The organism is Caballeronia sp. LZ034LL (assembly GCF_031451215.1).
In the GTDB taxonomy this organism is placed as follows: Bacteria; Pseudomonadota; Gammaproteobacteria; order Burkholderiales; family Burkholderiaceae; genus Caballeronia.
Window position 1 is genome coordinate 1401564 of record NZ_JARUXR010000002.1, and the last position, 25062, is coordinate 1426625.

Below are 25062 nucleotides of genomic sequence, written 5' to 3' on the forward strand. Positions count from 1 at the left end.
GTCTCATCGCGAATGTCCTTCCAGGAGAAGTCGCTGATAAAGCTCCTCAAAACGCTCACGGGCCCGCTCCATCGTATATTCGGCATGAATGCGAGCCTTCGCGAGTTGCCCGATGTCGGACCGGGCTTGCGGCGCGAGCGCGGCAAATCGCGCTAAACCGTCCGCGAGCGAAGCGGAATCTTCGCTCGGCACCACAATCCCGGTTTGTGCGACCAGCAGCGCCGCGTCGCCGACGTCGGTCACCACGCATGGAACGCCCATCGCCATCGCTTCGCCCACCACATTCGGAAATCCTTCCGTGCGCGATGAGAGACAAAAGACATCCATGGCGGACAAACAAATGGGCACGTCCAGTCGCTCGCCCAAAAGGACGAAGCGGCTCGTCTCGCCAGTATCGTCGATCCAGCTCATCAACTCGGGATTATTAGGCTCGAGACCGCGCCCCACCAGAAGAAAGCGCGCATTCGGAATGGAGCGAGCGACGATCGCTGCACTTCTGACGAAATTGCGCAGATCCTTGACGGGATGAAATCGGCCTACGGTACCGATCACCACATCGCCATCTGCGAATCCACATTCCTTTCGAAACGCACTCCGTTGAACGTCGGATGCAATGAGATTCGCGATATCGAACCCATTGGGGACGACCAGCATGCGGCTCGCATCATAGCCAGCGCCGACATGTAAGCGTCGCGATGCGTCGGCGGCACATACTATGGTGAGCGGTACGCTTGAGGACAACCACGCGCATATCTTTCGAACCGCCAGCGTGGAACGCGAGCCGCCTGCGCGCACGTCTGTCGTTCGTATGCCCCAGACGATGCGTCGATGCGCCGCGAGTCGCGCGGCGAGTCCTCCAAGCAGATCCGCGTGATACATCCAGGTCTGAACGATCTCGGGCCGATGAGTCAGAATGAGTCTGCGCAGCTGCCACATGGCGCGCGGTGTGCCCAGAAACCCGCGCATGCCGAGCACATGCACGTCTATGCCGCGCGCGCGCAATCTTTCCCCTATCTTGCCAATCTGCGTCAGTGAACATACCGCGTGCCGGTACTGCAGACTGCCGTCGTGCGATTCGATCAAACGCTGCAGCATCGACTCCGCCCCACCTACGTCAAGAGCAGTGATGACGTGAAGTATTCGGACCACTTGTTCCCCCGGTCTTTCCTGACGCGGATAATCGGCTTGCGAGTGCCTCTCCTCCGCCGCTTTATGCAACGCTCGCGCTGTCTGTTGCGATGAAGAAGCCATCCGTCGATCCTCCGTCCAATTCACTCAGATGCTGTGGCATTTGAACGCTTCATGTTTCGTGCGCTATTCTGGTTTGAACGTGAATGCTCAAACTCCCCGTTCGTAGCTCACTCGCACGAGAACCGTGAGCATTCTCAAGGCGAGTGGAATTACCTCTTCGCCATTCTCGTGAGTCGATGCGTATGACTATTTTCTTTATCGCCGGAGGCGTCGTTATTCTGGCGGTCGTAGCTCTTGCTTTACTCGCCGTATTTGACATTCTGATGTTGCCGAAACATCGACGACAGGCGCGTCGCGCAAAGCGTGTTATGGAAAGAACGCGCAACCGCACACCGCGTTGAGCGCACCACGGCTTGCCATGGTTCATTGGCGTGCGCTCGCGCCAACCTGAACGAACAACTCGTCCCACATGCGCAGGATCGTTCCGAGCGAATAGCGTTCTCGCACCGATACCGCCGCTCTTTGTCCCAGTTCCTGACGCAGTGTCTCATCCGACAGAAGTCGTCGTAACGCCGTAGCCAGCGCGCGCGTGTCTCCCGGCGGAACCAGAAGTCCATCCTGACCATTCCGAGTCAATTCGCGCGGGCCACTCGGGCAATCGAACGCGACGATCGGCAGGCCAATCGCCATGCACTCCATCATCGCCATCGGCAAGCCTTCATGGCTCGATGACAACGCGAAGGCCTGCGCCGCGGCCATTTCCCTCCAGGGCGTAAGTGTTCTGCCGGGCAAGAAGATTCGGCCGCGCAACTGCGACTGCCGGATCTGGGCTTCGAGCTTCGCACGCTCTTGCCCTTCGCCCCAGATCCACAGATCCCAGTCTTTGAATTCATCGGCGATCGACGCGAACGCACCGATCAACAACTCGAATTGCTTGCACGGATGCAAACGTCCCAGCGAGATCAGGCGCTTTCGATCCGACATCACCGGTGTCCCGCGCCTTTCTGAAAACAAGCCTTCGGGCACCGGATTCGGCATGACCGCGATGTGCTTGATGCCGGGGACGAGCCGTCTGAAAGGCTCCACCACCCCGTGGGTAAGAAGCGTAAGAAGATTTGCCCTTGGGTAGATCCAGCGGCAGAGAAGCCTCCAATGCAGTGCACGACGATCGGCGAGCGGATTCGTATGCTCACAGACGATGATCGGAACACCGAGGCCTCGCGAGGCCACAATTGACGAGACATTCACGTTAGCCAGAAACGACACCAGCACATCCGCATCGATCTCCCGAATGAGCGAACGGAGCGCCCTCAGGCGGCTGAAGACCGAAAGAATTCGGCCACCGCGCGACTTCACCCGGTCCGCCAGATAGACGAAGCTGACTTTCTCCGAGATCGCGAAATTACACTTCCCTCTTCCTGAAAACGTCGCAATGAGCGTCACCGAGTCGCCCCTCTCGGCCCATGCATTGACGAGAGTCGACGCGACGCTCTCGGCGCCGCCGTCCTGCATTGCGCTGATGAGCAGGATGATCTTCATGGGATGTCCGCAGCCGCATGGGCCATGTCGTTATGGTGTGACTCCGCTGCGTCCAGGTATGCGCGCCAGTACGCAATAAAGAACAACAACTCTCCCGGCTGCGCGTCAGCGCCTCCCACCAGCATTTGCGAGACGAAAAATGCCAGGGTGAAGGCCACGACGACCCGCCGCTCCTTCGGTTCTACCGATTCGCGCCAACTGGAAAAAAGGTAAAGCCAGCCGACGACATAGATCACCACGGAAGCAAGCCCGCCACCGAGCAACAGGCTCGCCAGGGTGGAATCGGTGTAATAGCGAGGTTCGAAGCCGAGTCCGAACAGGTTACCGTTCACGAAGAACTCGTCGAGCGCCAGGGCGTTCGTCGAAGAGCGGCTCTCGTAGCTGATATCGCCCGACATGCGCGCGTCCCATATGGGCATCACGATGTTGGACGCAAAATAGAGCGGTCCGATCACCAGCACCACGATGAGCAGGATGTTGCGCCAGTTCAGCCTCGACAGCAGGACGATCGACGCCGCGATCATGAATGAACGACTAATGGAAAGGCAGGAAAGAATCAATCCAATCTTTCCTTGCCAGCCGTCCCATCGTCGAATGAACAACGCGGCATAAGAAAAGAGCAGGAAGGAGAAAAAGAACGGGTTCGGCATGAGTCCGACCGCCCGCACGGTGCGCCTGCAATCTCCACCGGCGGAGCACGGTCCGACGGCGACGATCGGGAGGCGATCGATCAGATGCTCGTTGATCGGGTATAGCACCTGCGCGAGGCCCCAGACGATATGAAGGCCGACCGCAAGCGTGATGGCAATCAGCATCGGCCTGCCGAGAAAACGCGCGAACATCGGCGCGCAGAAAAGGAACATTCCCGCCTGCATGGTCACGGGCCGGAAGCCCAGATAGGTATTCCGCACCATGTCCTGGCCGATGTAGTTACGCCATTCCGACAACTCCGGATGAGCGAACATCATGCCGAAGAGTCCGGGAAGCGGCGCCAGTATCAACAGCCCGATAAACGCGAGTTGCTTCGTCGAAAATTTCAGCCTGCCCTGTATGAAGGACAGCACGCCGCACAGGGTGCCGATCCCGATGACTACATAGGAGATGTCATACGGAAATGACACACCCACGAACGACCCCGGCTCCTTTCCCATCCAGTAGAACGTCACGAACAGGAAAATCAGGATCGAGAAGACAAGCTCGAAAACAACGTGTCTCTTCGCGGTTGGCGGGTACACCGAATTGATCGCACTCACTTGCTCACCCACTGATCGGCGCGGCACGCTACATCTTGCACGCCGGCTTCGGCGAACAGGTCGTACCACATCCTGAGCGTTCTGACGGGCGAGAACGCACCCGCGACATCGCGCGCGTTCGATGCCAGACGAACGCGCTCGTCACCATTCGTCATGAGCTCCGACAAGGCGCGCGCCAGGCTGGTCGCATCACCGACCGGTTCCACCAGCAAGCCGTTTTCCCCGTGTTTGATGAGATCTCGCGGTCCGGTATCGCAGTCGTAGCTCACTACCGCGCAACCGCTCGCCATCGCTTCCAGCAGCGTCATGGGAAAGCCTTCGAAACGCGAGCTCATGACGTACAAGTCCGCGCGCGCATACCACTGCGCCACGTTACCGACCTGGCCCGGCATGAATACGCGGCGCTCGAGCCCAGCGTCGGCGATCTGCCGCTCGAGCGCACTCCGCGCCGCGCCGTCGCCCAGGATGACCAGATCCCATTGCGGCTGGTCGGTCGCGATCTGCGAGAAGGCGGCAATCAGGCAATCAAAGCCCTTCTGCGTGGTAAATCGTCCTGCTGCCAGAAGCATCCGACGTCCCGGCACGACAATCGATTCCGGCTCGAGAACGGGATCGAATACAGGAATCGGCAGCGAAACCGCGTTCGGAATAACCTTCACGTTCTTGCAACGGCAGTGCTGCTCCAGCCACGCCCTGGTTTTTTCGGTCAACGCGACGACGTGGTCGGCGGACGGATACGCATAGCGGCGCACCGTCGTCCAGACGCGGCCCAGCGGCATCATGGGCGGATGAATATGCTCGGTCGCGATCACTTTGCAACGCAGCCCCCGGCTCGCGAAAATCGACAAGAGCGAGGCTGTGGTCTCGACGCCGATCACGATATCCGGTTCGACACGTCGTAAAACGCGCCGTAACGCCAGGATCCGACGCAGGTTTGCGACAAGCGCATTTCCCACTCCAATCGACTCGCCCGCGACTTCAAGTGAAAGGCGCCTGATGGATGGGTCCAGCACATAGAAATCCGTCGCTTTCGATGCCAGCGTCGCCACGGTGACCTCATCGCCGCGCGCGGACCAAAGGGCCGACAGGTTGGCAACCACGCGCTCCGCGCCCCCGTGCTGCAGGGAGTAGATGACGATCAGGAGTTTCATGGCGCCTTCATCCTCGCAGCTCGTGCATGTACATGGTCAAAGCGCTCACTCCCGGCAAGAACGGTTCGTCGCGGCATCCGGGTCTGCAGCCTGGAGTTGCAACACCATCAACTCGTGCTCTCTGCGACGAGCTGGATGTACCAGGGCATCGCGCGCGCGATACCTTCGGCCAGCCGGATCTTATGCCCATAACCAAGCAGGCGCTCGGCCTTGTCGACGCTAGCCTGCGAATGCCGCACATCGCCTGCTCGAAAGGGTCCGTACACCGGACGCAGCCCACACGCCACGCCGTTCTCAACGAGTTCCTCCTTCAATTTCACGAAGAGCTCGTTGAGCGTCGTCCGATCTCCCACGGCGACGTTATAGACCTGGTTTCTCGCCGTGGCGTCCGAGCACGCGGCAAGAATATTGGCCTGCACGACGTTATCGACAGGGCAGAAGTCCCGGCTCGTTTCGCCGTCACCGTGAATCACGACCTCGGAGCCCTGGATCATCGCTGCGATCCACTTCGGGATGACTGCCGCGTACGCGCCATCAGGGTCCTGGCGTCTACCGAATACATTGAAATAGCGCAGCCCGATCGTGTCGAATCCGTAGCTGCGGGCGAACACCGCCGCATAGAGTTCGTTGGCATACTTCGTTACGGCGTAAGGCGATAGCGGCTGGCCAATGCGGTCTTCGAGTTTCGGCAGATCGGGATGATCGCCGTAAGTGGAACTCGATGCTGCATAAGTGAAGCTGGATACCGCGGCGTCCCGTGCGGCAACCAGCAGGTTCAGGAAGCCGCTGATATTGACCTCGTGCGTTGCGATCGGATCCTGCAGGGAGCGCGGTACGGAACCGAGCGCGGCCTCGTGCAGTACGTGATCGACGTTCTTCACGGCGGCGACGCAGTCGTCGAAACGGCGGATATCCCCTTCGATGAACTCGAACCGACTCCATTGCAGCGGAGTGACGAGCGCGCGCACCTCGTCGAGATTGCGCTGATAACCGGTCGAGAAGTTATCGAGACCGACCACGTGCTGGTCCAGCCTGAGCAGGTTCTCCAGCAGATTGGAGCCGATAAAGCCTGCCACACCGGTGACGAGCCACCTTCTCGGATCCTGTACGAGGCGCTCGCGGATCGAATCATAGTGGTCAGGCATCACAACCCTCCGGACAAAGGAATCATGGCGTTGTCAGTCGATATTTCTGGAGTCATCCCGATCTCTCGAGCGCGACACGTCAGATCTTGTCCGACTGCTGGTAATAGTCGGTGTACGTGTAACTTCCTTGCCGTCGTGCCTGTGCATGGCTCGTGCCGTGCAACCTGAGGCCGTTCAGCAGCACACCGCTCACTGCCGCGCCGGTCTGCGCGAACCGCTTGACCGATTCCTCTATCTCGACAAGGCGCGTGTCGCCGACGCGCGCTACCAGGAAGATCGAACCTGCGAACGGAGCCATGATGCCCGCATCGGACACAGCGAGAATGGCGGGAGCATCGAGCAGCACGATGTCATACTCGGTCGACATGTGGTTCATCACGTCTTCGAAGCCGCTGTTGAGCAACAACTCGTCGGGGTTCTCCGGCACCGACCCGGCCTGCAAGACGTCGAGATTCGCGAACACCCCGCGGTGAACGACGTTTTTGAACGACTCGCGCTTGCTGAGCACATCGGCAAGGCCCCGACCGCGCGGCAAGCCGAAGTATTGATTCAAGTGCCCTTTGCGAAGATCGCCATCGACCACCAGAACCCGCTTTCCGCCAGCCGCGAGCACCGTCGCGAGATTGGCCGACAGAAATGATTTCCCGATGCCGGGCAGCGGGCCTGCAAGCAACACGATATTGTTGCGCGCATTGCTCAATGCATGCTGCAGCGCCGAGCGCAGAACGCGCAGACACTCGACCGTCGGGTCCATCGGATAGCGGGATGCGAGCACGAGCTGACCGGAGGCCTTCGCCGAGATCAATCTCGCCAGTTCGTTCTGTCGCTCGCTTTGCGGGATGGTTGCGAATACGCTCACGCCAGTCAGCTTCTCGACTTCGCGCGGATCCGTCACGCCACGCAGAAGCGCGACCCGGCCTAGCGCGAGCACGACGCCGACCAGTGCGCCGAGCACGGTAAACGCCGCCAGCACGAGCATCTTGATTGGCTTGACCGGACGTTCGGGAACCTCTGCCAGATCGATCAGCTGTGCCGTACCGACCTTCCCGGCCTTGATAAGACGCAGTTCCTCCATGTTGATCCGGAGCGCGGAATACAGATCGGTATTCATTCGCACATCGCGCATCAGGCGCATCGAGTTCTGTTCCGCTATCGGCATTTCCTTCTGGCGCGCGGTAAGTTCATCGATATGTTCCTCGACCAATGCAATTTTCTTCTTGATGGCGATCACATCCGGATGCCCGCTGCCGAAATGCGCCTCCAGCTCCTGACGCCGCTGCTGCAGCGCCAGGAGTTGCGCGTCTGCAGCGGCGGCTTGCGTCAAGATCACCTTGCTTGCTTCGCTGAGGTCGACAAGCGTATTTTGATTCCGGTAATTCGTATAGTTCGATTCAGCCTGCTCCATCTGCCTTTGCGCCGCCGGCAGACGCTGTTCGAGAAAGTGCAGCGACTCTTCCGCACTCGCCGCCTTTCGTTCCGCGCTCTGCAACACATATCCCGTGCCAATTTCGTTGATCGTCGCACTCAGCAAGAGGGGATCGGTGCCTTCCAGCGACGCACTCAGAACATTCGACTTGTTGCCCTCCTGACTGATCCTGAGTTGTTGCTGCAACGCTTCGATCGTCAACTGCCTCGAATTTCGCACGAGGTCGAACGTGACGCCTTCCGGCCCGACCATCTTCTTGACGAAGAGGCTGATCGTGCCCGTCGGTGTTGCGAATTGTTCTTCGACACCGACTTTCCCGCTTATGGGTTGTTCGAGCCCTGGACCGCTCAAATGATATTGCCCTTCCGACAATATCGTGACCTTATACGCAGAACCTTCCAGCTTCCTGGGAACATCGAACTTGCCGACGTCGATGGATTCGCCTCCCCAGGCGAATCCATCGGTGCCGACGAAGCTTGGTCGCGGCAGGTCGTCGCTATGACGCGCGAACCAGCGCCCGACGAGCGGGAAATAGTGCGGGGTCGCCTTGATATACAGCTTGAGCGCGTCCACTGCACGCGCAACGATCATTTTCGAACCGAGGATCTGCAACTCGGATTCCGCCGAAGACTTCGTGTTGAACAGACTCGTCGCGTCAGCCAGCAAATTTTTCGATCCGGAATAGGACGGAGCACTGCTGTCGTCGATCTGAATGAGGATGTCTGCGCGATAAACGGGAGGCGCAAGGAACGCATAGCATGCCCCGATCAGCATGAATATTGCCGTGGTGATGCCGATCATCCATCGGTGGTCGATAACCGTCGCGACTATTGCGCCGAGATCCGGCACGTCCAATGTATTCCCGCGCATCTGCGTGTTCTGGTGGTCTTTTGGCTTCATGAAAACTCTCTGGTCACGTGCGCACTGCGCTAGCAGTCGCTCCTCATCGCCGACACCGTCCGGCGACCTTCCACCTCGGGGAAACGGTGAAGGTGGGTCGGCCAACATCGATCCATGTCGGTCGCACCACCCTCCGTAAAGCAATCCTTCCCTCGCTGCGCCACGCCGCGCCGACTACAGGCGCAAATCGCTTGCTTCGCGCGCGAGCACGTATTTCAGGTCATACAGAACGTGCGTGGACTTTCCGTAGGCATGCAGTGCGTCCGCTCCGAGACGGGCAAACTCGCGATGGGCAACCGCGACGACGATCGCGTCATAGGCGCCGGCATTCGGGCTGTCGACAAGTTCGAGGCCGTACTCGTGGCTTGCTTCCTCTTTCGATACCCAAGGGTCCCAGACATCGACGTCGAGGCTGTATTCCTTCAGCGCGTGGATGATGTCGACGACGCGCGTGTTACGGAGGTCGGGGCAGTTCTCCTTGAAGCTCAGCCCCATGATCAATACTCTCGCGCCGGCAATGGCGATACGGTGACCCGTCAGCGCCTTCAGAAGCTGCGACACCACATAGCTTCCCATGCTGTCGTTGAGCCGTCGCCCCGCGAGGATGATCTCCGGGTGGTAGCCGATCGCCTGCGCCTTGTGCGTGAGATAGTACGGGTCGACGCCTATGCAGTGACCGCCGACCAGACCCGGCCTGAACGGCAGAAAATTCCATTTGGTGCCCGCCGCCTGAAGCACGGCTTCCGTATCGATACCCATCTTGTTGAAGATGATCGACAGCTCGTTGATGAGCGCGATGTTGACGTCGCGTTGTGTGTTTTCGATGACTTTGGCGGCTTCCGCCACGCGAATGCTGGGCGCCTTGAACGTACCCGCGGTGATGATTTCCCGATAGAGCGAATCGACGGTCTCGGCAACTTCAGGCGTCGATCCGGAAGTCACCTTTCTGATGTCCGCAATGCGATGTTCCTTGTCGCCGGGATTGATCCGCTCCGGGCTGTATCCGACGAAGAAATCCACATTGAACTTGAGACCGGACGTCCGTTCGATGACGGGAACACATTCCTCTTCAGTCGCGCCAGGGTAGACGGTCGATTCGTAAATCACGATGTCGCCCTTCTTGAGCACGCGCCCGATGGTTTCGCTCGCGCCGAGGAGATACGTGAGGTCCGGCCGCTTGTACTGATCGATCGGCGTCGGCACCGTTGCGATATAGACATTGCAATCGCGAAGGTCTTCGGCCTCGCTGGTGGGTGTCAATTGCACGGCGGCCGCAAGTTCCTCGTCGCTCACTTCCAGCGTAAAGTCGTGCCCTTGTCGCAGCGCCGCAACGCGCGCCCGGTTGATATCGAAGCCGACGACGGGTCGATGCTTGCTGAACTCCACTGCGAGCGGCAAACCTACGTAGCCCAGACCAATCACGGCGAGCCGGATATCTTTCGGTGTGTACATTGATCTTCCTTCCATGTTGGCGACGTGCGTTGCGAATCTCGACGCAGCGTGGCTCGCTCCGCCGGATTGATATCTACACAGACCCAGAAACGGAACTCCCTCTATTGCGCTGGCGAAAAACCGACCATCCACATGCGGATTTCGAGTTCGAACTGCTGCCGCTCCCGATGTACGCTGCGGCCATCCGTGCGCAAGGCGGCTGTGGCGCGCTCGTGACACGTGTTCGTTGAAGCAGCGTTACGCCTGTCTCCCCGTACCGGCGCTATCTCAATGACGCGACTGTTCGACGTCGGGAGTGGTCACCCTGGTGTGTTGGTGCCCTGGGAACAGAAGCCAGCGGGGCGTCCTGAGTCGGACGATTGCAATGTAGAGACGCGTGTAGGCGAGCACAAACAGCACGCTCGCACCAAACGTCGCGAATCGGCTGTCCCAGAATAACGTTGCCGGGCCGATTCCAATGACACTCAACGCCCACATGTAAATCGACGTGTAAGAGTTTCGAAGTGTCTTCTGGCGGAGATTCGCCGGGTCATGGCCGCGTCGGGCAATACGCCGGTACACCAGAGAGTGCAGGTGAAGTCGATCGGGTTCGTCGGCTGGCTTGCCATGCAGAATGCGCCGCCGATAAATCGAGAAAAGCGTTTCGAAGACAGGGTAAATCGCTATTGATACTGCGTACCACACAGGGACGTTCGGGTGGCGTGCAATCAACAGGACGAGAAGCTCGGCCATAATGAAGCCGAGAAAATAGGCACCGCCATCACCCAGAAACACGGACGGTGTCGGGAAATTCCAGAGTACGAAGCCGCCAAGAGCCCCGACCATGGTGAGCGCCATGCTCATAATCGGCCAGTCGTTCACTTGATAGGCGACATAACCGATCGACCCGAAAATCATCATGGCCACGACGGACGCAAGGCCATTAAATCCGTCAATGATATTCACCGCATTGGTGAGCCCTGCGGTGCCGAGCATGGTGAAGCCGATTCCGAGGGGCAGAACTCGCAACCATTGATCGATCATCGGCACGTCCACGCGCGTCACGACGGCATTGAGCAGCAGGCAGGCCATCAATGCCGATGCGAATGCACAAAGAAGTCTGATTCGCGGCGAGACGAGCTTGGTGACATCTTCCGCCACGCCGCTGGCAAACGCCGGAACGGCGCAAAGCAGAAGCAATAGCGACGCGTAATTCGAACCGGTAGCCCACAGCGGTTCCGCAATGGTAGCGGCGGCCGCCGCACATGCGATTCCAATTCCACCGATACGCGGCACAGCGTAGACGTGATTCTTCTGAACACTGTGCAAATCGCCGTCCATGGAAAACAATGCGTGTTTACCTGCGCTTCGCACTATAAGAAAGATGATCAGAAAGGAGCAAGTGAAGCCAAACGCAAGGTTAAGCATTTTTCCTCGACTCCGACGATGGCGTCACGATTCGTGGTAGTCCGTAACTTTTATGCGTTTACGGACGAAAGATTCGAACGACAAGCGATAGCTGCCTTTTACGTCTAACGTATATCTCTGGATTACTAAGCGTCTGAAAGTCAATTCGGTATTTAATTCTTTTCCCGCCCATCCACTGTCCGGAAGAATGCTATTAGGACGTGCATATTCGCTATGTGCGACCGCGCACACTAGCGAACAGGGTAAGAATAGTAGGACGTTTGACGTATTCCACTGGCGAATCAAACTCACGTCCGGCCGTTCGCGCGCACTCAGCGCGTTTGATTGGCTGAGCGAATCACTTGTCTCCCGCACGACAGATCCGCGTCAAAATCCTCTTGTAGTGCGATTAATCTAACGATAGGCGTATCGCAATTCGCACGCTGTATCATGGCAACCCCTCTGCTTGAATGAAAATCCGCCCATTCCGGCGCACCACATCGACATCCGAAGACTTCGAGGAAAGATCGCCATGACAGGCACAACGCAATTCGATCAGGTTTCCGTTATCAAACGCGCCAATGTCTATTTCGATGGCAAATGTGTGTCACACACCGTGCTTTTTTCCGACGGCTCGAAAAAGACACTCGGCGTGATCCTGCCGGGCACGCTCAACTTCGGCACCGACGCCCCTGAGCTCATGGAAGTGCAAGCCGGCAAATGCCGCATCCGCCTCGCCGGCAGCGACGAGTGGAAAGCGTACGGCGCGGGCGAATCGTTCTCGGTGCCCGGCGCGAGCCGCTTCGATATCGAGGTTATCGAAACGCTCGATTACGTCTGCAGTTATCTCTGATGCAAGGCGGCCGGAAGGAGTTGAACCGCACGTGCGAGTTCAATTGTCCAATTTTATTTTTCGTCCACGTTTCGTGTACAATCGCATAAATTGGACAAACGAGTTTCTCCATGCCGCCCCGCGCCGACCGCCACCCGGAGCAAATGATCGAAGCCGCCGCCGCCGCCTTCAGCGCCGCGACCGGCCTCGCCGCACGCTCCGCGAAAGCGCCGGCGCGCGGCGGCCATGACGGCGCCATCGAATTCCGTGTCGGCACGGCGCGTTTCAAGCGGCGTGTGATCGTGCGTGAAATCGTCGACAGATATAGCGCGTTGTCGGCTATCGACACGTTGGATGGCGCAAAGTCGGCGCTCGTCACCACGCATCTCTCTCCCAACATGATCCAGGCTTGCCGCGAAATGCAGGTCGACGCGCTCGATCTCGCGGGCAACGCGAGCCTCGTCGAGGACAACTGCGTCGTGATCGTCTCAGGCCGCCCACGCGTAGCCGGGAGCCAGGCGCGCCGCTCGAAGACATGGACGAAATCGACCCTTCGCGTCGCGCTCGCCCTGCTCGTCAGCCCGTCGTTGCTGGAGCGCAGCTATCGGGACATCGCGCAGCGCGCGGGCGTCAGCCACGGCACCGTGCAGAATGCGGTGCGCGCGCTCGTCGACCATCGGGATGTGTTCGAGCGCCCCGATGCGCGCGGCCTGCAGTTCGCCGACCGCGAGCGGCTGATCGACGAATGGGTCACACTCTATCCGCGGCAACTGCGTGAATCGCTCGTGCTGGGGCGCTATCGTGCCGATTCGAACGACTGGTGGCGCGACGCGCCCGATCTCCCGGGCCAATGCCAGTTCGGCGGCGAACCGGCCGCCGCGATCCTCACCGACTATCTGAAACCCGCGCGCGTGACCGCCTACTGCACGGAAACCGTGCCGCGCGAATGGGTCATGCAGGCGCGGTTGCGGCCCGATCCGGCGGGCAACGTCGAGTTCCTGCGCGCGCCGGTCAAGCTCGCGCCTGTCGAGGGACTGCCGCCGAACGTGGTCGAGCCGCTGCTCGTCTATGCCGATCTGGTCGCGAGCGGCGACCCGCGAAATATCGAAGCCGCCGGGATGCTGCGTGAACGCTATCTTGCCGCTTGAGCTGCTGCCGCATCGGCCGCTCGCCGTGCCGATTTCGGCAATGCTGCGCGAAGTCGTCGCCGCGTCGGCGGTCAACGGCATCGCGTGGTTCGTCGGCGGCGCCAGCGCGCGCGACCTCCTGCTCACGCACATCCACGACATCGAGGCAGCCCGCGCCACTGCCGACGTCGACATTGGCATTTCGATCCGAAGCTGGACCGGCCATGAGGCGCTGCGCAACACGCTGATCGCTTCGGGCCACTTCGACGCGCCGAAAGGCTCGGCGCATCGGCTGAACTTCAGGACGCCGCACACCGGCGAGCGCAGCTGGCTGGATATCGTGCCGTTCGGCGGCGTACAGGACGCACGCGGCGAGATTGCGTGGCCGCCGGATCAGTCAGTGCGCATGAACGTCGCGGGCTTCCGCCAGGCGCTCGATGCGGCGCTGCCCGTGCGCATCGCGGCGGATCTCGTCGTGCCGGTGGCGTCGCTGCCCGCGCAGGCAATGCTGAAGATCATCGCCTGGCAGGACCGGCACGCGTCCGACCGCAAGGACGCCATCGACCTGTTGTTCCTGATGGCGCGCTACGCGCAGGCCGGCAATCTCGACCGCCTCTATTCCGATGCCTTCGATCTCGTCGAGCGCCACGGGCACGATCCGGACATCGCCGGCGCCGCCTTGCTGGGCCGCGACACGGCGGCGCTCGCCGCGGGTGAAGTGCGCGCGCGGATGCTCGCGATCCTGCGCAGCGACGATCCCGCACCGCCGATCCTCGCCCACATGCTCGGCGCGCGCATGCCGGTCTTCGAAGACGACACCTCGGAGCGGATCGCCGCCCTCTTCCACGCGTTCCGCGATGCGCTGCGCGACGCCCTCTAGCGGTCAGCCGTTACGGAACAGATAGCTGTAGGCGTTGAGCGCGGGCACGCCGCCGAGATGCGCGTACAGCACTTTCGAACCTTCCGGGAATTCGCCGTTGCGCACCATCTGGATCATGCCGTCCATCGACTTGCCTTCGTAGACAGGATCGGTCAGCACGCCTTCGAGCCGCGCGCACAGGCGGATGGCGTCGAGCGTGCCTTCATTCGGCAGACCGTATTCGGGACCGCCGAAGCGCGTGTCCAGAATGACGTCCTCGCGCGTGAGGTCCTGGCCGAGATCGACCAGTTCCGCCGTATGCTTCGCGATGCGCAGGATCTGCTCATGCGTCTGCACCGGTTTCGCCGATGCATCGATACCGATCACGCGCCGCGCCCGGCCGTCCGCCGCGAAGCCGACCACCATGCCGGCCTGCGTGCTGCCCGTCACCGAACACACGACGATGTAGTCGAACTTGAAGCCGAGCTCCGCTTCCTGCGCGCGCACTTCTTCCGCGAAGCCGACGAAGCCCAGCCCGCCCAGCGGATGCTCCGAGCAGCCCGCCGGCACCGGGAACGGCTTGCCGCCGGCGGCGCGCACGCTTTCCATCGCTTCCTGCCAGCTTTTGCGGATGCCGATATCGAAACCATCGGCGACGAGACGCACGTCCGCGCCCATCATCCGCGACATCTGGATATTGCCGACCCGGTCGTACACCGCATCCGAGTAGTTGACCCAATTTTCCTGCACGAGCACGCACTTCATGCCCAGATGCGCCGCGACCGCCGCCACCTGACGGGTCTGGTTGGACTGCACGCCGCCGATCGACACCAGCGTGTCGCAACCTTCGGCGAGCGCTTCCGGGATCAGGTATTCGAGCTTGCGGGTCTTGTTGCCGCCGAACGCCAGTCCGCTGTTGCAGTCTTCGCGCTTGGCGTAGAGCTCGACCTTGCCGCCGAGATGCGCGGAGAGGCGCTTGAGCGGCTGAATGGGCGTCGGTCCGAAGGTGAGCGGATAGCGGGGAAAACGTTGCAGGTTCATGGTGGGCATCCTCCTGATGATGGAATTCTGGCCGGCGCGCGTGAAGCGTCGCCTTGAAACAATGCTAGAGATTCCTCACGGTGGATGGGTTGCAAAAGAATTCGCTTATGCCTAACGTTCATTCACTGATTCGCAACATGGCAAACTTTTGCGGTGTTTAAACGACCTTGGACGCAATGAAAAAAACCCCATCTCCCGCAAACGCCCATCTGACGGCGCATCAGACCGACCGGGTCGATCGCGCCATCCTGCGGCAATTGCAGCGCGATGCATCGATCTCGAACGTCGCCCTGGCCGAAAAGGTCAATCTGAGTCCGCCCGCGTGTTTGCGGCGCGTCGAACGGCTGCGCGAAGCGGGGCTGATCCGCGCCACGGTCGCGCTGCTCGATCCGAAGGCGCTGGACGCCGGCATGCTGGTGGTGATCGGCGTGATCCTCGACCGCTCCACGCCCGACTCCTTCGATGCCTTCGAGAAAGCCGCGCAGAAGGTGCCCGGCTGCATGGAGTGTCACGTCGTGACCGGGGAGTTCGACTTCTTCATGCTGATCCGCACGCGCGACAGCGACAGCTTCAACCGCCTGCATGCCGAGAAGCTGCTGTATCTGCCGGGCGTGCGGCAGATTCGCACGTTCGTCGTGTTGCGCGAGATTCTTTCGACCACGGCGTTTCCCATCGGCGAAACGGCGGGGACGAGGCCGGCATGACGCCGCACGCGCGCCCAACGGTCAGCCCGCTGAAAAATTAGGCTAGGATTCAGGGTTTTCTTGTCTGAGCAACCCGTTTCGTCGTGACCGCGTCTGATCTCAAAGCCCTGGCCCGGGCGCTTCTCCGCCAGCTCATCGGCCAGCTGCGGGCCCGCCTGCTGCCCCGGCTGCGTCCGCATCTGCGGCCGCGCACATTGCTGCTTCTGCCCGCGTTGTTCGTGCTGTACGTCCTGGTGCTGATTCCGTTCACGCCCGGCATCCGCGACCTGCGCCGCGCCAAGGTGGATCAGCCCGCGCAGGTCTATTCCGCCGACGGCAAGCTGCTCGCCGAATTCAAGCCCACGCATCGCGAATGGGTGAGCCTCAAGTCCGTTTCGCCGCAGGTCGTCGACGCGCTCATCGCGACCGAAGACCGGCGCTTCTATACGCATCACGGGATCGACTTCAAGCGCACGGCGTCCGCCGCGCTGCATACGCTGAAAGGCGACCGGCAAGGCGGCTCGACGCTCACGCAGCAGCTCGCGCGCAATCTGTTTCCGGAGGAAATCGGCCGCTCGCAGACGCTCACGCGCAAGCTGAAGGAAGCCATCACCGCGTTCAAGATCGAAGCGGTCTATTCGAAGGACGAAATCCTCGAAACCTATCTGAACACCGTGCCGTTCCTCTACAACGCGTACGGGATCGAAATGGCCGCGCGCACGTACTTCGGCAAGTCGGCGGGCGAGCTCGATGTCCTCCAGAGCGCGACGCTCATCGGCATGCTGAAGGGCAACAGCTATTACAACCCGGTGATCAATCCCGAGCGCGCGCTCGACCGGCGCAACATCGTGCTCGGCCAGATGGTGAAGTTCGGCCATCTGCCGGCCGCGAAGCTCGACGCGCTCGTCAAGCGGCCGTTGCGGATCGACTTCGAACGCCAGACCGAAGAGCCCGGCCGCGCGCCGCATTTCGCGCAACAGTTGCGCAAGTGGCTGATCGCCTGGGCCGACGACAACGACTACAACATCTATTCCGATGGCCTCGTCGTGCGGACGACCATCGACTCGCGCCTCCAGACCATGGCGACCAGCGCGCTCGTGTTGCAGGGCAACCAGTTGCAGTCGATCGCCAACGCGGCGTGGGGCACGCGCGGCGGCTGCGCGAAGGCGAACGCGGATCTCGCGCACGCGTTCATCCGCGAGACGGGCGAGTACCGCGCGGCGCGCGACGGCGGCATGAACGACGCCGACGCCCTCGCGAAGCTCGGCGCGGACCGCGGCTTCATGCAGTCGCTGTGCGAGAGCAAGACGCGCGTGCAGGCCGGCTTCGTCGCGCTCGATCCGCGCAATGGCCAGATCAAGGCCTGGGTCGGCAGCCGCGACTTCGCGCAGGATCCGTTTGATCACGTCGCGCAGGCCCGCCGCCAGCCCGGTTCGACCTTCAAGCCCTTCGTCTATGGCGCGGCGTTCGAACACGGCGCGAAACCGACCGACACCTTCGTCGATCAGGCCGTCGAGATTCCGATCAACAGCAACGAAACCTGGCGCCCGACCGACGACGCCCCGCCGAGCGGCAAGCCGGTCAGCCTGCGCGACGGCATCGCGTATTCGAAGAACCGCATCACCGCGCAGCTGATGGAATCGGTCGGACCGGGACGCGTCGCGCGGCTCGCACGCGACATGGGCGTGCGCGAGAGTCATCTGGATGTCGTGCCGTCGCTTGCGCTCGGCACGAGTCCGGTCACGCTCAAGGAGATGGTGTCGGCGTACGGCACGATCGCGAACGACGGCAGTTATATTGAGCCGCTGCTCGTCACGCGCATCGAGAACAAGGACGGCGAGGTGCTCGCGCAGTTCGAGAACGCGCCCGAGCGCGCGCTCTCGGTCGATGCGACCCGCAAGCTCGTCGATGTGATGCGCGACGTCATCAATCGCGGCACGGGCACGATCATCCGCACGCGCTTCGGGATTCGCGGCGATGTCGCGGGCAAGACCGGCACGACGCAGGACAACGCCGACGGCTGGTTCATCCTGATGCAGCCGCAGCTGGTGGCGGGCGCGTGGGTCGGCTTCAACGACAGCCGCGTCACGCTGCGCAGCGACTACTGGGGGCAAGGCGCGCACAGTGCGTTGCCGATCGTCGGCGATTTCATGCAGCGCGCGTTGCGCTCGCGTCTGATCGACGTGCGCGCCCGCTTCGACACGCAGGAAACGCCGGGGCTGTGGGAAACCACGGTGACGCGTCTGCGCGCGTGGATGGCGCAGACCTTCACGAAAGAGCCAAAGCCGAGCGCGACGAAACAGACTGCGCCGCAGAAATCCGTCCGCGTGAAACGCGCGCCGGCCGAGCCGGAGGCCGAAGTGACCGAAGCGCCGCCGCAGTCTCAGCCGCAATCGCAACCGCAGCCGCCCGTTTTCACGACCATGCCGCCGATCCTGCCGGAGCCATCGGCCGCGTCGGCGCCGCAATAAGGCGGCCCGCGCCGTTAGCGCCGCCGTCTGTCGATGCGCGCGCCCGGATCGTCGTGGCCGTGCAGCGCTTCGGCGGGATCGATGCCGCTTCCCGTCGCCCGGCTCAGGATCGCCCGCGTACCGGGCGTCATGGCGACCTGCACGAGCTGGGCGGGCGCGACCCACAGCACGTCGTCGATGCCGCCGCCCATCGCGGCGCGCGGATGCATGTCGTCCGGAATCGCGACGCGAAAAACATGATGCAGGTGATGCGCGGACACCTGCTGGAACAGGAACGCGGCCGCGCTCGCCTCGACACCCGTATCCTCATGCAGCGCCCGCACCGCCGCGACCAGCGCCAGCTCGTTCAATCCCACCGGCCCGCCCGGCAGCAGCCACGGGCCGCTGTGTTCCCGGACCAGAAGCACCGCCTGGTGTCGAACCAGCAGCACAGTTGCTCGTACTCTCATCCCCGTCTCCGTTTGCACCTGCATTCATTGTTGGCATGATGGTGCGGCCCGACGCGCCGGCTTTCCGTTACCTACCTCGCCGTCGAAACGATTCTCAGCTTCGAGCGGTGGCGCGAGATCGATTTTCTTCGTCCGCCGGGCGTTCGGCCATCCGGGCATCCCCCGCCCGGCGACGTGCGTTCCAGCGCGTCGCAGCGGGACGGGCAAGCGCGGACGGCGCGCGCAACCAGGTGGTTCCGAACGGATTGGCGCGGAAGAGTTCCGGAAAACGGGGAAATGGAGACGGTCGCGCGCCCAGTGACGGACGCGCGAACCGGGAGTCACCGCGGCAGATGCGCCGCGGCGGAGGTCACGTGCCGAGCGCGGGATCGCTCATGCTGTCCTGGCCCGTTTCGACGTGGCCGGCCAAGCGGCGGAGGAACTTCGCGTCGGTATCGACCTTGATTTCGACGTCATACCAGCCGTGCGCGTCGCGCAGATCCAGGTAGACCTGCGCCGTATCGCCGCCGCGCACGCGCCGCGTGACGGTTTTCGTCGGCGCGTAGGCGTTGCTGACGCTGAACGTGCAGGCGGCCGTTCCGCGGTTTTCGAGCCGCAGTTGCAGGTTGCCGTTGGCGACGTCGTAACCTTCGGCGACGTCCGGTTGGGCCTGCTCGCCCGACCACCATGAATGCGCTTTCCCGACCGTGCCCGCGATGCGGCGCACAAAGCCGTTCGGGCCGTGCACGACGAAATCGAAGCTGCCGTCCGTTTCCGCCGCGACGCGGTCCGCGAGGCGCTTGCGCGCTTCCACGGTGTACGAGCGCGGCGCCGTCGTGCTGGCGTTCTGGTAGAGCAGGAAGACGGCGCCCGCGCTGCCGGTATTGATGAAATCGAACGAAACGGCATCTTTCGACGCGTGCGTCTTCGCGCGCACGAACAGCTCGTACGGCAGCGCGCGCGCCGGCCGCACGCCCGGCTCCTGCTGCGGAACGGTCTGCGCGTCAGGCGGCACCGGCTGGTACGGCGTGTGACGCAGTTTGTCGGGCGGCGCGTAGGCGGTCGTGGCGGGCAGTGTCGGCAGATTGGCGTTCGGGCGGCGGAAGTCGAAGGCGGACGTCAGGTCGCCGCAGATCGCGCGGCGCCACGGCGAGATGTTCGGTTCGGCGAGACCGTGCGCGCGCCCGAAACGCTTCTGGATGAAGCGGATCACCGACGTGTGGTCGAACGTCTCCGAGCACACCCAGCCGCCGCGCGACCACGGCGACACGACCAGCATCGGCACCCGCGCGCCGAGTCCGTACGGTCCGGTCGCGTAGCTCGAGCTGCCGGGAAAGATCTCGTTGGCGGTATCGACGGTGGAAAGGCCATTGGCGCTCGACGCCGGCGGAAACGGCGGCACGACGTGATCGAAGAAACCGTCGTTTTCATCGTAATTGATGAGCAGCGCCGTCTTGCTCCAGACCTCCGGATTCGACGTCAGCGCCTGCAGGACCTGATCGACGTACCACGCGCCGTAGTTCGCCGGCCATTCGGGATGTTCGGAGAACGCCTCCGGCGCGACGATCCACGAAACCTGCGGCAGCGTGCCGTTCGCGACGTCGCGCTTCAGCAGCGTGAAGTAGTCGTCGCCGGCGGCGGCGTTGGTGCCGCGCCGGGCCTTTTCGTAGAGCGGGCTGCCCGGCTGCGCGTTCTGATACTGCGTGAAGTAGAGCAGCGAGTTGTCGCCGTAGTTGCCGATGTAGGCGTCGTCGGTCCAGCCCCAGCTGTTCTTCGCGTCGAGACCGGTGCCGATGTCCTGGTAGACCTTCCACGAGATGCCCGCGCGTTCCAGCACTTCGGGGAACGTGGACCAGCCGTAGCCCGCTTCCGCGTTATCGACGACCGGGCCGCCGCCGGTGCCGTCGTTGCCGACGTAGCCGGTCCACATGTAGTAGCGGTTCGGATCCGTCGATGAGTTGATCGAGCAGTGATAGGCGTCGCAGATCGTGAAGGCGTCCGCGAGCTGGTAGTGGAACGGGATGTCGGCGCGCTGCAGGTACGCCATGGTCGTCGTGCCCTTGGCGGGCACCCACTGGTCGTACAGGCCGCCGTTGAAAGCGGCGTGTCCCGTCACCCAGTCGTGCGGCAAGCCCTGCAGGAACTGCAGCCCGAGGTTGGCCGCGGCCGGATGGAACGGCAGCAGCTCGCCCGCGCCCGCTGTCGTCGGTTGATGGAAGACCGGCTTGCCGTTCGACAGCGTGACGGCGCTCTTGTCGCCATAGCCGCGCACGCCGCGCAGCGTGCCGAAGTAATGATCGAACGAGCGGTTCTCCTGCATCAGCACGACGATGTGCTCGATATCCTCGATCGAGCCATGGCGGTTGTTGGCGGGAATCGCCAGGGCCTGGCGGATGCCGAGCGGCATCACGTTCAGCGCGGCGGCCGCGCCGGCCGCTTCAGCGGACGCGCGCAGGAAGTCACGACGGTTCTTGTTTTTCATCGGTAGGCGGGGAGGGTGAGAGGAAAGGTCAATCCACCGTATGAATCACGGGGGTCGCAAGCGCGTCCGACGATGCCTGCGCGCTGCCTGCCTGCGCCGGGCGGACGGGGGTGCTGCCGGTAGCCTGTCTGGCCCAGTCCTGAAGCTCGCTGGTGTCGGTCGCGGCGGGCGCCGGATCGTCGGGCGCAGTGGCAGCGGACGACGGCGCGGGACGCGCGGCATCCGCGCCCGGGCGGCTGCATCCGCAAACGATTGCGCTCAGGAATACGGCGACTCCCGCCGCCATGCGGCGGCCTGGCACGAACGACATCGGGTTCTCCGGCAGATGCGCGCCGATCGACGCAGCGTCGCGAAGCTTAGCCATCGCTCGTGTAAGCAGTGTGACCATCCGACGCGATACCATACGGCGGGCGCAAAACGACAAGAGGACGACAGAGGGTGAGCCAGCGTAATGACGCGCGCGAGGACGGGTGCGAGCACGGGCATGAAGCGGAACGCATGCAGGCGCTGATGCTGGCGATTGCGTTGTCGCTGGGCAGCGCGATCGCGCTCGGCCTGGCGCGCTTCTCCTACGCCTTGCTGCTGCCGCCGATGCGCCAGGATCTCGCGTGGAATTTCGCGCAGGCCGGCGCGATGAACACCGCGAATGCGTTCGGCTATCTGCTCGGGGCCCTCGCCTTCTCGCGATGGTCGACGCGCTTCACCTCGCGCTCGCTGTTCGTCGCGGGCTGCATCGCCACGGTCGTGCTGATGGCGGCGAGCGGCGCCGTGACAGGTACGCGTGCACTGCTCGCGCTGCGCGTGGCGACGGGCATCGGCAGCGCACTCATCTTCGTGAGCGGCGGCGTCCTGGCGGCCCGGCTCGCGTCGCTCTCGCCGCGCGACGCCGGACTCGTCATCGGGATCTACTACGGCGGCACCGGCTGGGGCATCGTCATCTCGTCGATCCTCGTGCCGTTCACCGTTCTGCCCACCCTGCACGGCTGGCGCTATGCGTGGTTCGCGCTGGCCGTCGGCTGCGCCGTGTTTTCAGTGGTGGCGGCGTTGGCCGCGCGGCGGATAGAGAGCGCGCAGTCCGTGTCCACGGCACGTCATGGAACGCACGCGGCGGAAGGCGCGCCCGTGCAGCGGCGCCGCTTCGCGCTCGCGCTGGCGGGCTATGCGTGTTTCGGCATCGGCTATATCGGCTACATGACCTTCATCGTCGCGTTGCTGCGCAATGCAGGCATGAGCGCGCCGGTCGTAAGCAGCTTCTATGTGCTGCTCGGCGTGGCGACGGTCGTCTCGGCGCGCATGTGGTCGACACTGCTCGACCGCATGCGCGGCGGCCAGGCGCTCGCGATCCTCAACGCCCTGCTCGCCGTCGCGACACTCGTTCCCGCGATCATCGTGCATCCGCTCGCGGCTTTCGTCTCGGGCGCCCTGTTCGGCGCGACCTTCCTGTCCGCGGTGGCATCGACGACGGCATTCGTGCGGCACAATCTCCCGTCCACCCAGTGGGGGCGCGGCATCAACGCCTTTACCATCGTGTTCGCGTTCGGGCAGATCGTGGGGCCGGTGGTGATCGGCAAGGTGTCGGACAGCGCGGGGCTCACGGACGGGCTCGTGTATTCGGCGCTGGTGCTCGTAATCGGCGCGGTGCTGGCGGCGTTCCAGAGGCCGTTGGGCGGCCGGTAGCCGCTAGCAGGGACGCACGGCCCTGCTCGTTTCAACGGCTCGGACGCGCTTTCTTCATCTTCGCAAACACGTGCGAGCAGAACGCATCGCACACCACGCGGTTCACGGTGAGAATGTTGTCGGCATTCAACGCATCGCGCGACAGCCCCTGTTTCTCGATCAGGCGCTGCGGAATCAGCTGGCTCAGGAACGCGTGGCACAGATCGCGGCGCAACGGGGTATCGGCGGACTCGAAGTATTCGCGGCCCGCGCGGACCTCCTCGCTCATCTTGGCTTTCGCCGTGTCGTTCTGCACCTGGATGCTGGCTTCGAGCTTGGCCTGCGCGGCATCGCGCGAACGGCGATCCTTGCGATCGTCCTCGAGCTGACGCGCCTTGACGGCCGCCATCTTGCGATCCGCTTCGCCGATCCGATAATTCCCCTCCAGCGCCTTGAACAAGTAGCCGCGCGGGCTCACCGTCACCTTGCCTTCGTTGAGCTTGTAGCGCGTGTATTCGATCGCCTGCTCCAGGCGCTCGTCGGTCCAGAGGTCGCGCTGCTTGGCCAGGCGCTCGAAGTCAGGGGTATCGAAGGCGAATTCGTTGTGCAGCAGGAGGTACATCGAGTCCTGGATGCCGGCGCGCGCGGCGTCCGCGCCCTGCTTCTTCGTGAAGCGAAAGCGGATCTTGAGCTTCTCGGGCGGCACGCGCTCGGCGTTGGGCTCCCAGCTGACATCGAAATCCGACACTTCGTTCAGTTGGTCGATGGCGGGTTCCAGGAAACGCTTCTTGAACTCCTTCACCTCTTTGCGCGATTCGCCGACCTTGCCCGGCCATTCGAGCACCTCTTCGTAGGCGAACCATTCGGTCACGCCGTGACCCTCGCAGGGAATCAGGCGGTCGTAGATGGCGCGGGACAGCGACAGCGAGAAGGCGGTCGAGGCCCGCAGGCTCAGCCAATGAGCCTTGTAGGGGCTGATGAGGTACTTGATGACGCGCCCGGCCAGCAGGATGCACACGACGTTGCGTTCGATGTAGCAATCGCCCAGCAGACTGATGGTGCCCCACGAATCCTTCTCGGTGATCTCTTCGATCGACGGGGCCGTCATGATTTCGACGCGGGCCCGGGCCGCTGCGCGCATCTGCGTGATGAGGTGGCTGTGGTTGCGGCTGTCGTAGCGCATCAGCCACTTGAAGTAGTTGATGTCGGCCGAGAAGGTGTAGACCTTGTCGTCGATGAGTTCTTCCGGCGCCTTGGTCGCGACGATGAAGTAAGCGGCGTCCAGCACGCGGCGCGCGGCGATGCCGAGCCCGCCGACACGCGTGAAGATGTTGTTGCGCAGGAAACCGATGTCCCTCGTCGACTCGGAGATAGCCGAACCCTGGGCGGACATGTCTTCGTAGATGTCCAGCGCCAGTTGCTGAGGGGTAACGGTGAGTTCTCGGTTTTCCATGCGTTTGTCGACTGCGGTCCACGGGCACTCTATCAGGCGAGCAAGAGGTGTCAACACAAAAACCGCCCCGTGGCCGGTCCGACTCGGGGTCGCTGCGAGCGACACAAAAAGCACCCCGGCGAGCGTCCGGTGCGCACAATTTCCGCCCCGGTCGACACAAAATCCGCCCTGGGTTGCCCAAAATGCGTTTACGCCAGCACAAAAACCGCCCTGCTGGTCACAAAAACCGTCCCTATCCACAGGGCGGAGGCCTGATTTGAAAGAGTTTACCGCCCTCTGTTTGTAGGTTTGCGAGTTTAAGGTTTACAAAAAAACCAAACGAACACCGGCGGTGATCATCAGGTTGGATGTGAGGGACGTGCGCTAAGTCTATGAAATTCATGATCATTTGGGCTGCGAACAGCCGCGCACAAAAACCGCCCCCGGGGTGGTTTTTGTGCGGGTACTGTTGCGGGTTATTTGATGCGGCGGATTTGATACGTGCAGAGGGCCGTTTCCGCGTGCTGGATACAGTCGGATCCGATGCCCAGCATTAGTAAAATCAAGGGTTTGAGGCGATTCGGGATTGGAAAATCCTGAAATCTCGC

General features: G+C 62.4%; 19 protein-coding genes. 6 read left to right on the plus strand and 13 right to left on the minus strand.

The window, feature by feature from the left end; all coding sequences use genetic code 11:
* Positions 1 to 3 precede the first annotated feature (3 nt).
* The 8 genes from QCE83_RS20910 to QCE83_RS20945 all read right to left on the minus strand — a co-directional run bounded on the left by QCE83_RS20910 (position 4) and on the right by QCE83_RS20945 (position 11377).
* Positions 4 to 1149 (minus strand): glycosyltransferase, encoded by a 1146-nt coding sequence (locus QCE83_RS20910; RefSeq protein ID WP_309815536.1) that lies wholly within the window; start codon positions 1147 to 1149, stop codon positions 4 to 6.
* 465 nt (positions 1150 to 1614) lie between these two features.
* Positions 1615 to 2730, minus strand: a complete 1116-nt coding sequence (locus QCE83_RS20915; RefSeq protein WP_309815255.1) for a glycosyltransferase family 4 protein — start codon at positions 2728 to 2730, stop codon at positions 1615 to 1617.
* Positions 2727 to 3983 carry a hypothetical protein gene (locus QCE83_RS20920; RefSeq protein ID WP_309815258.1) on the minus strand — a complete coding sequence of 419 codons (1257 nt, stop codon included), beginning with the start codon at positions 3981 to 3983 and terminating at the stop codon, positions 2727 to 2729. The genes QCE83_RS20915 and QCE83_RS20920 overlap by 4 nt, the downstream gene beginning before the upstream one ends.
* Positions 3980 to 5134 carry a glycosyltransferase family 4 protein gene (locus QCE83_RS20925; RefSeq protein ID WP_309815261.1) on the minus strand — a complete coding sequence of 385 codons (1155 nt, stop codon included), beginning with the start codon at positions 5132 to 5134 and terminating at the stop codon, positions 3980 to 3982. Before QCE83_RS20925 ends, QCE83_RS20920 begins: the two co-directional genes overlap by 4 nt.
* 107 nt (positions 5135 to 5241) lie before the next feature.
* Entirely contained in the window at positions 5242 to 6279 is a 1038-nt protein-coding gene (locus tag QCE83_RS20930) for an NAD-dependent epimerase/dehydratase family protein (protein ID WP_309815540.1), read from the minus strand.
* 79 nt (positions 6280 to 6358) lie between these two features.
* Positions 6359 to 8605, minus strand: a complete 2247-nt coding sequence (locus QCE83_RS20935) for a polysaccharide biosynthesis tyrosine autokinase (RefSeq protein ID WP_309815264.1) — start codon at positions 8603 to 8605, stop codon at positions 6359 to 6361.
* A 174-nt stretch (positions 8606 to 8779) separates the two neighbouring features.
* On the minus strand, positions 8780 to 10057 hold the full coding sequence (gene tviB / locus QCE83_RS20940; RefSeq protein WP_309815543.1) for a Vi polysaccharide biosynthesis UDP-N-acetylglucosamine C-6 dehydrogenase TviB: 1278 nt from the start codon (positions 10055 to 10057) through the stop codon (positions 8780 to 8782).
* A 267-nt stretch (positions 10058 to 10324) separates the two neighbouring features.
* Positions 10325 to 11377 (minus strand): glycosyltransferase, encoded by a 1053-nt coding sequence (locus tag QCE83_RS20945; RefSeq protein ID WP_309815266.1) that lies wholly within the window; start codon positions 11375 to 11377, stop codon positions 10325 to 10327.
* A 598-nt stretch (positions 11378 to 11975) separates the two neighbouring features.
* Between QCE83_RS20945 and QCE83_RS20950 the strand changes: the two genes are divergently transcribed.
* The 3 genes from QCE83_RS20950 (at position 11976) to QCE83_RS20960 (ending at position 14282) form a co-directional block, all read left to right on the plus strand.
* The gene (locus QCE83_RS20950) at positions 11976 to 12296 is read left to right on the plus strand and encodes a pyrimidine/purine nucleoside phosphorylase (protein WP_309815546.1); all 321 of its coding nucleotides are present in this window, start codon (positions 11976 to 11978) and stop codon (positions 12294 to 12296) included.
* A 110-nt stretch (positions 12297 to 12406) separates the two neighbouring features.
* Positions 12407 to 13423, plus strand: a complete 1017-nt coding sequence (locus tag QCE83_RS20955) for a type IV toxin-antitoxin system AbiEi family antitoxin (protein WP_309815270.1) — start codon at positions 12407 to 12409, stop codon at positions 13421 to 13423.
* On the plus strand, positions 13401 to 14282 hold the full coding sequence (locus tag QCE83_RS20960; protein ID WP_309815273.1) for a nucleotidyl transferase AbiEii/AbiGii toxin family protein: 882 nt from the start codon (positions 13401 to 13403) through the stop codon (positions 14280 to 14282). The genes QCE83_RS20955 and QCE83_RS20960 overlap by 23 nt, the downstream gene beginning before the upstream one ends.
* Positions 14283 to 14285: 3 nt before the next feature.
* On the opposite strand, the gene QCE83_RS20965 is transcribed toward QCE83_RS20960, so the two are convergent.
* Positions 14286 to 15302, minus strand: a complete 1017-nt coding sequence (locus QCE83_RS20965) for a 1-aminocyclopropane-1-carboxylate deaminase (protein ID WP_309815276.1) — start codon at positions 15300 to 15302, stop codon at positions 14286 to 14288.
* A 176-nt stretch (positions 15303 to 15478) separates the two neighbouring features.
* Here QCE83_RS20965 and QCE83_RS20970 point away from each other — a divergent pair, with 176 nt between their 5' ends.
* Positions 15479 to 16006, plus strand: a complete 528-nt coding sequence (locus QCE83_RS20970) for an Lrp/AsnC family transcriptional regulator (RefSeq protein ID WP_309815279.1) — start codon at positions 15479 to 15481, stop codon at positions 16004 to 16006.
* 83 nt (positions 16007 to 16089) lie between these two features.
* Positions 16090 to 18456 (plus strand): transglycosylase domain-containing protein, encoded by a 2367-nt coding sequence (locus tag QCE83_RS20975; RefSeq protein WP_309815282.1) that lies wholly within the window; start codon positions 16090 to 16092, stop codon positions 18454 to 18456.
* A gap of 14 nt (positions 18457 to 18470) precedes the next feature.
* On the opposite strand, the gene QCE83_RS20980 is transcribed toward QCE83_RS20975, so the two are convergent.
* The 3 genes from QCE83_RS20980 to QCE83_RS20990 form a co-directional block, all read right to left on the minus strand.
* Positions 18471 to 18905, minus strand: a complete 435-nt coding sequence (locus QCE83_RS20980; protein WP_309815285.1) for an NUDIX domain-containing protein — start codon at positions 18903 to 18905, stop codon at positions 18471 to 18473.
* A gap of 349 nt (positions 18906 to 19254) precedes the next feature.
* Complete coding sequence (locus QCE83_RS20985) at positions 19255 to 21366, minus strand: phosphocholine-specific phospholipase C (RefSeq protein WP_309815288.1); 2112 nt, start codon at positions 21364 to 21366, stop codon at positions 19255 to 19257.
* A 28-nt stretch (positions 21367 to 21394) separates the two neighbouring features.
* On the minus strand, positions 21395 to 21730 hold the full coding sequence (locus tag QCE83_RS20990) for a hypothetical protein (protein WP_309815291.1): 336 nt from the start codon (positions 21728 to 21730) through the stop codon (positions 21395 to 21397).
* Between the two features lie 134 nt (positions 21731 to 21864).
* Here QCE83_RS20990 and QCE83_RS20995 point away from each other — a divergent pair, with 134 nt between their 5' ends.
* Positions 21865 to 23043 (plus strand): YbfB/YjiJ family MFS transporter, encoded by a 1179-nt coding sequence (locus QCE83_RS20995; protein ID WP_309815548.1) that lies wholly within the window; start codon positions 21865 to 21867, stop codon positions 23041 to 23043.
* Between the two features lie 31 nt (positions 23044 to 23074).
* On the opposite strand, the gene QCE83_RS21000 is transcribed toward QCE83_RS20995, so the two are convergent.
* A complete protein-coding gene (locus tag QCE83_RS21000) occupies positions 23075 to 24475 on the minus strand; it encodes a replication initiation protein (RefSeq protein ID WP_309815294.1) in 1401 nt (466 codons plus the stop codon).
* Positions 24476 to 25062 lie beyond the last annotated feature (587 nt).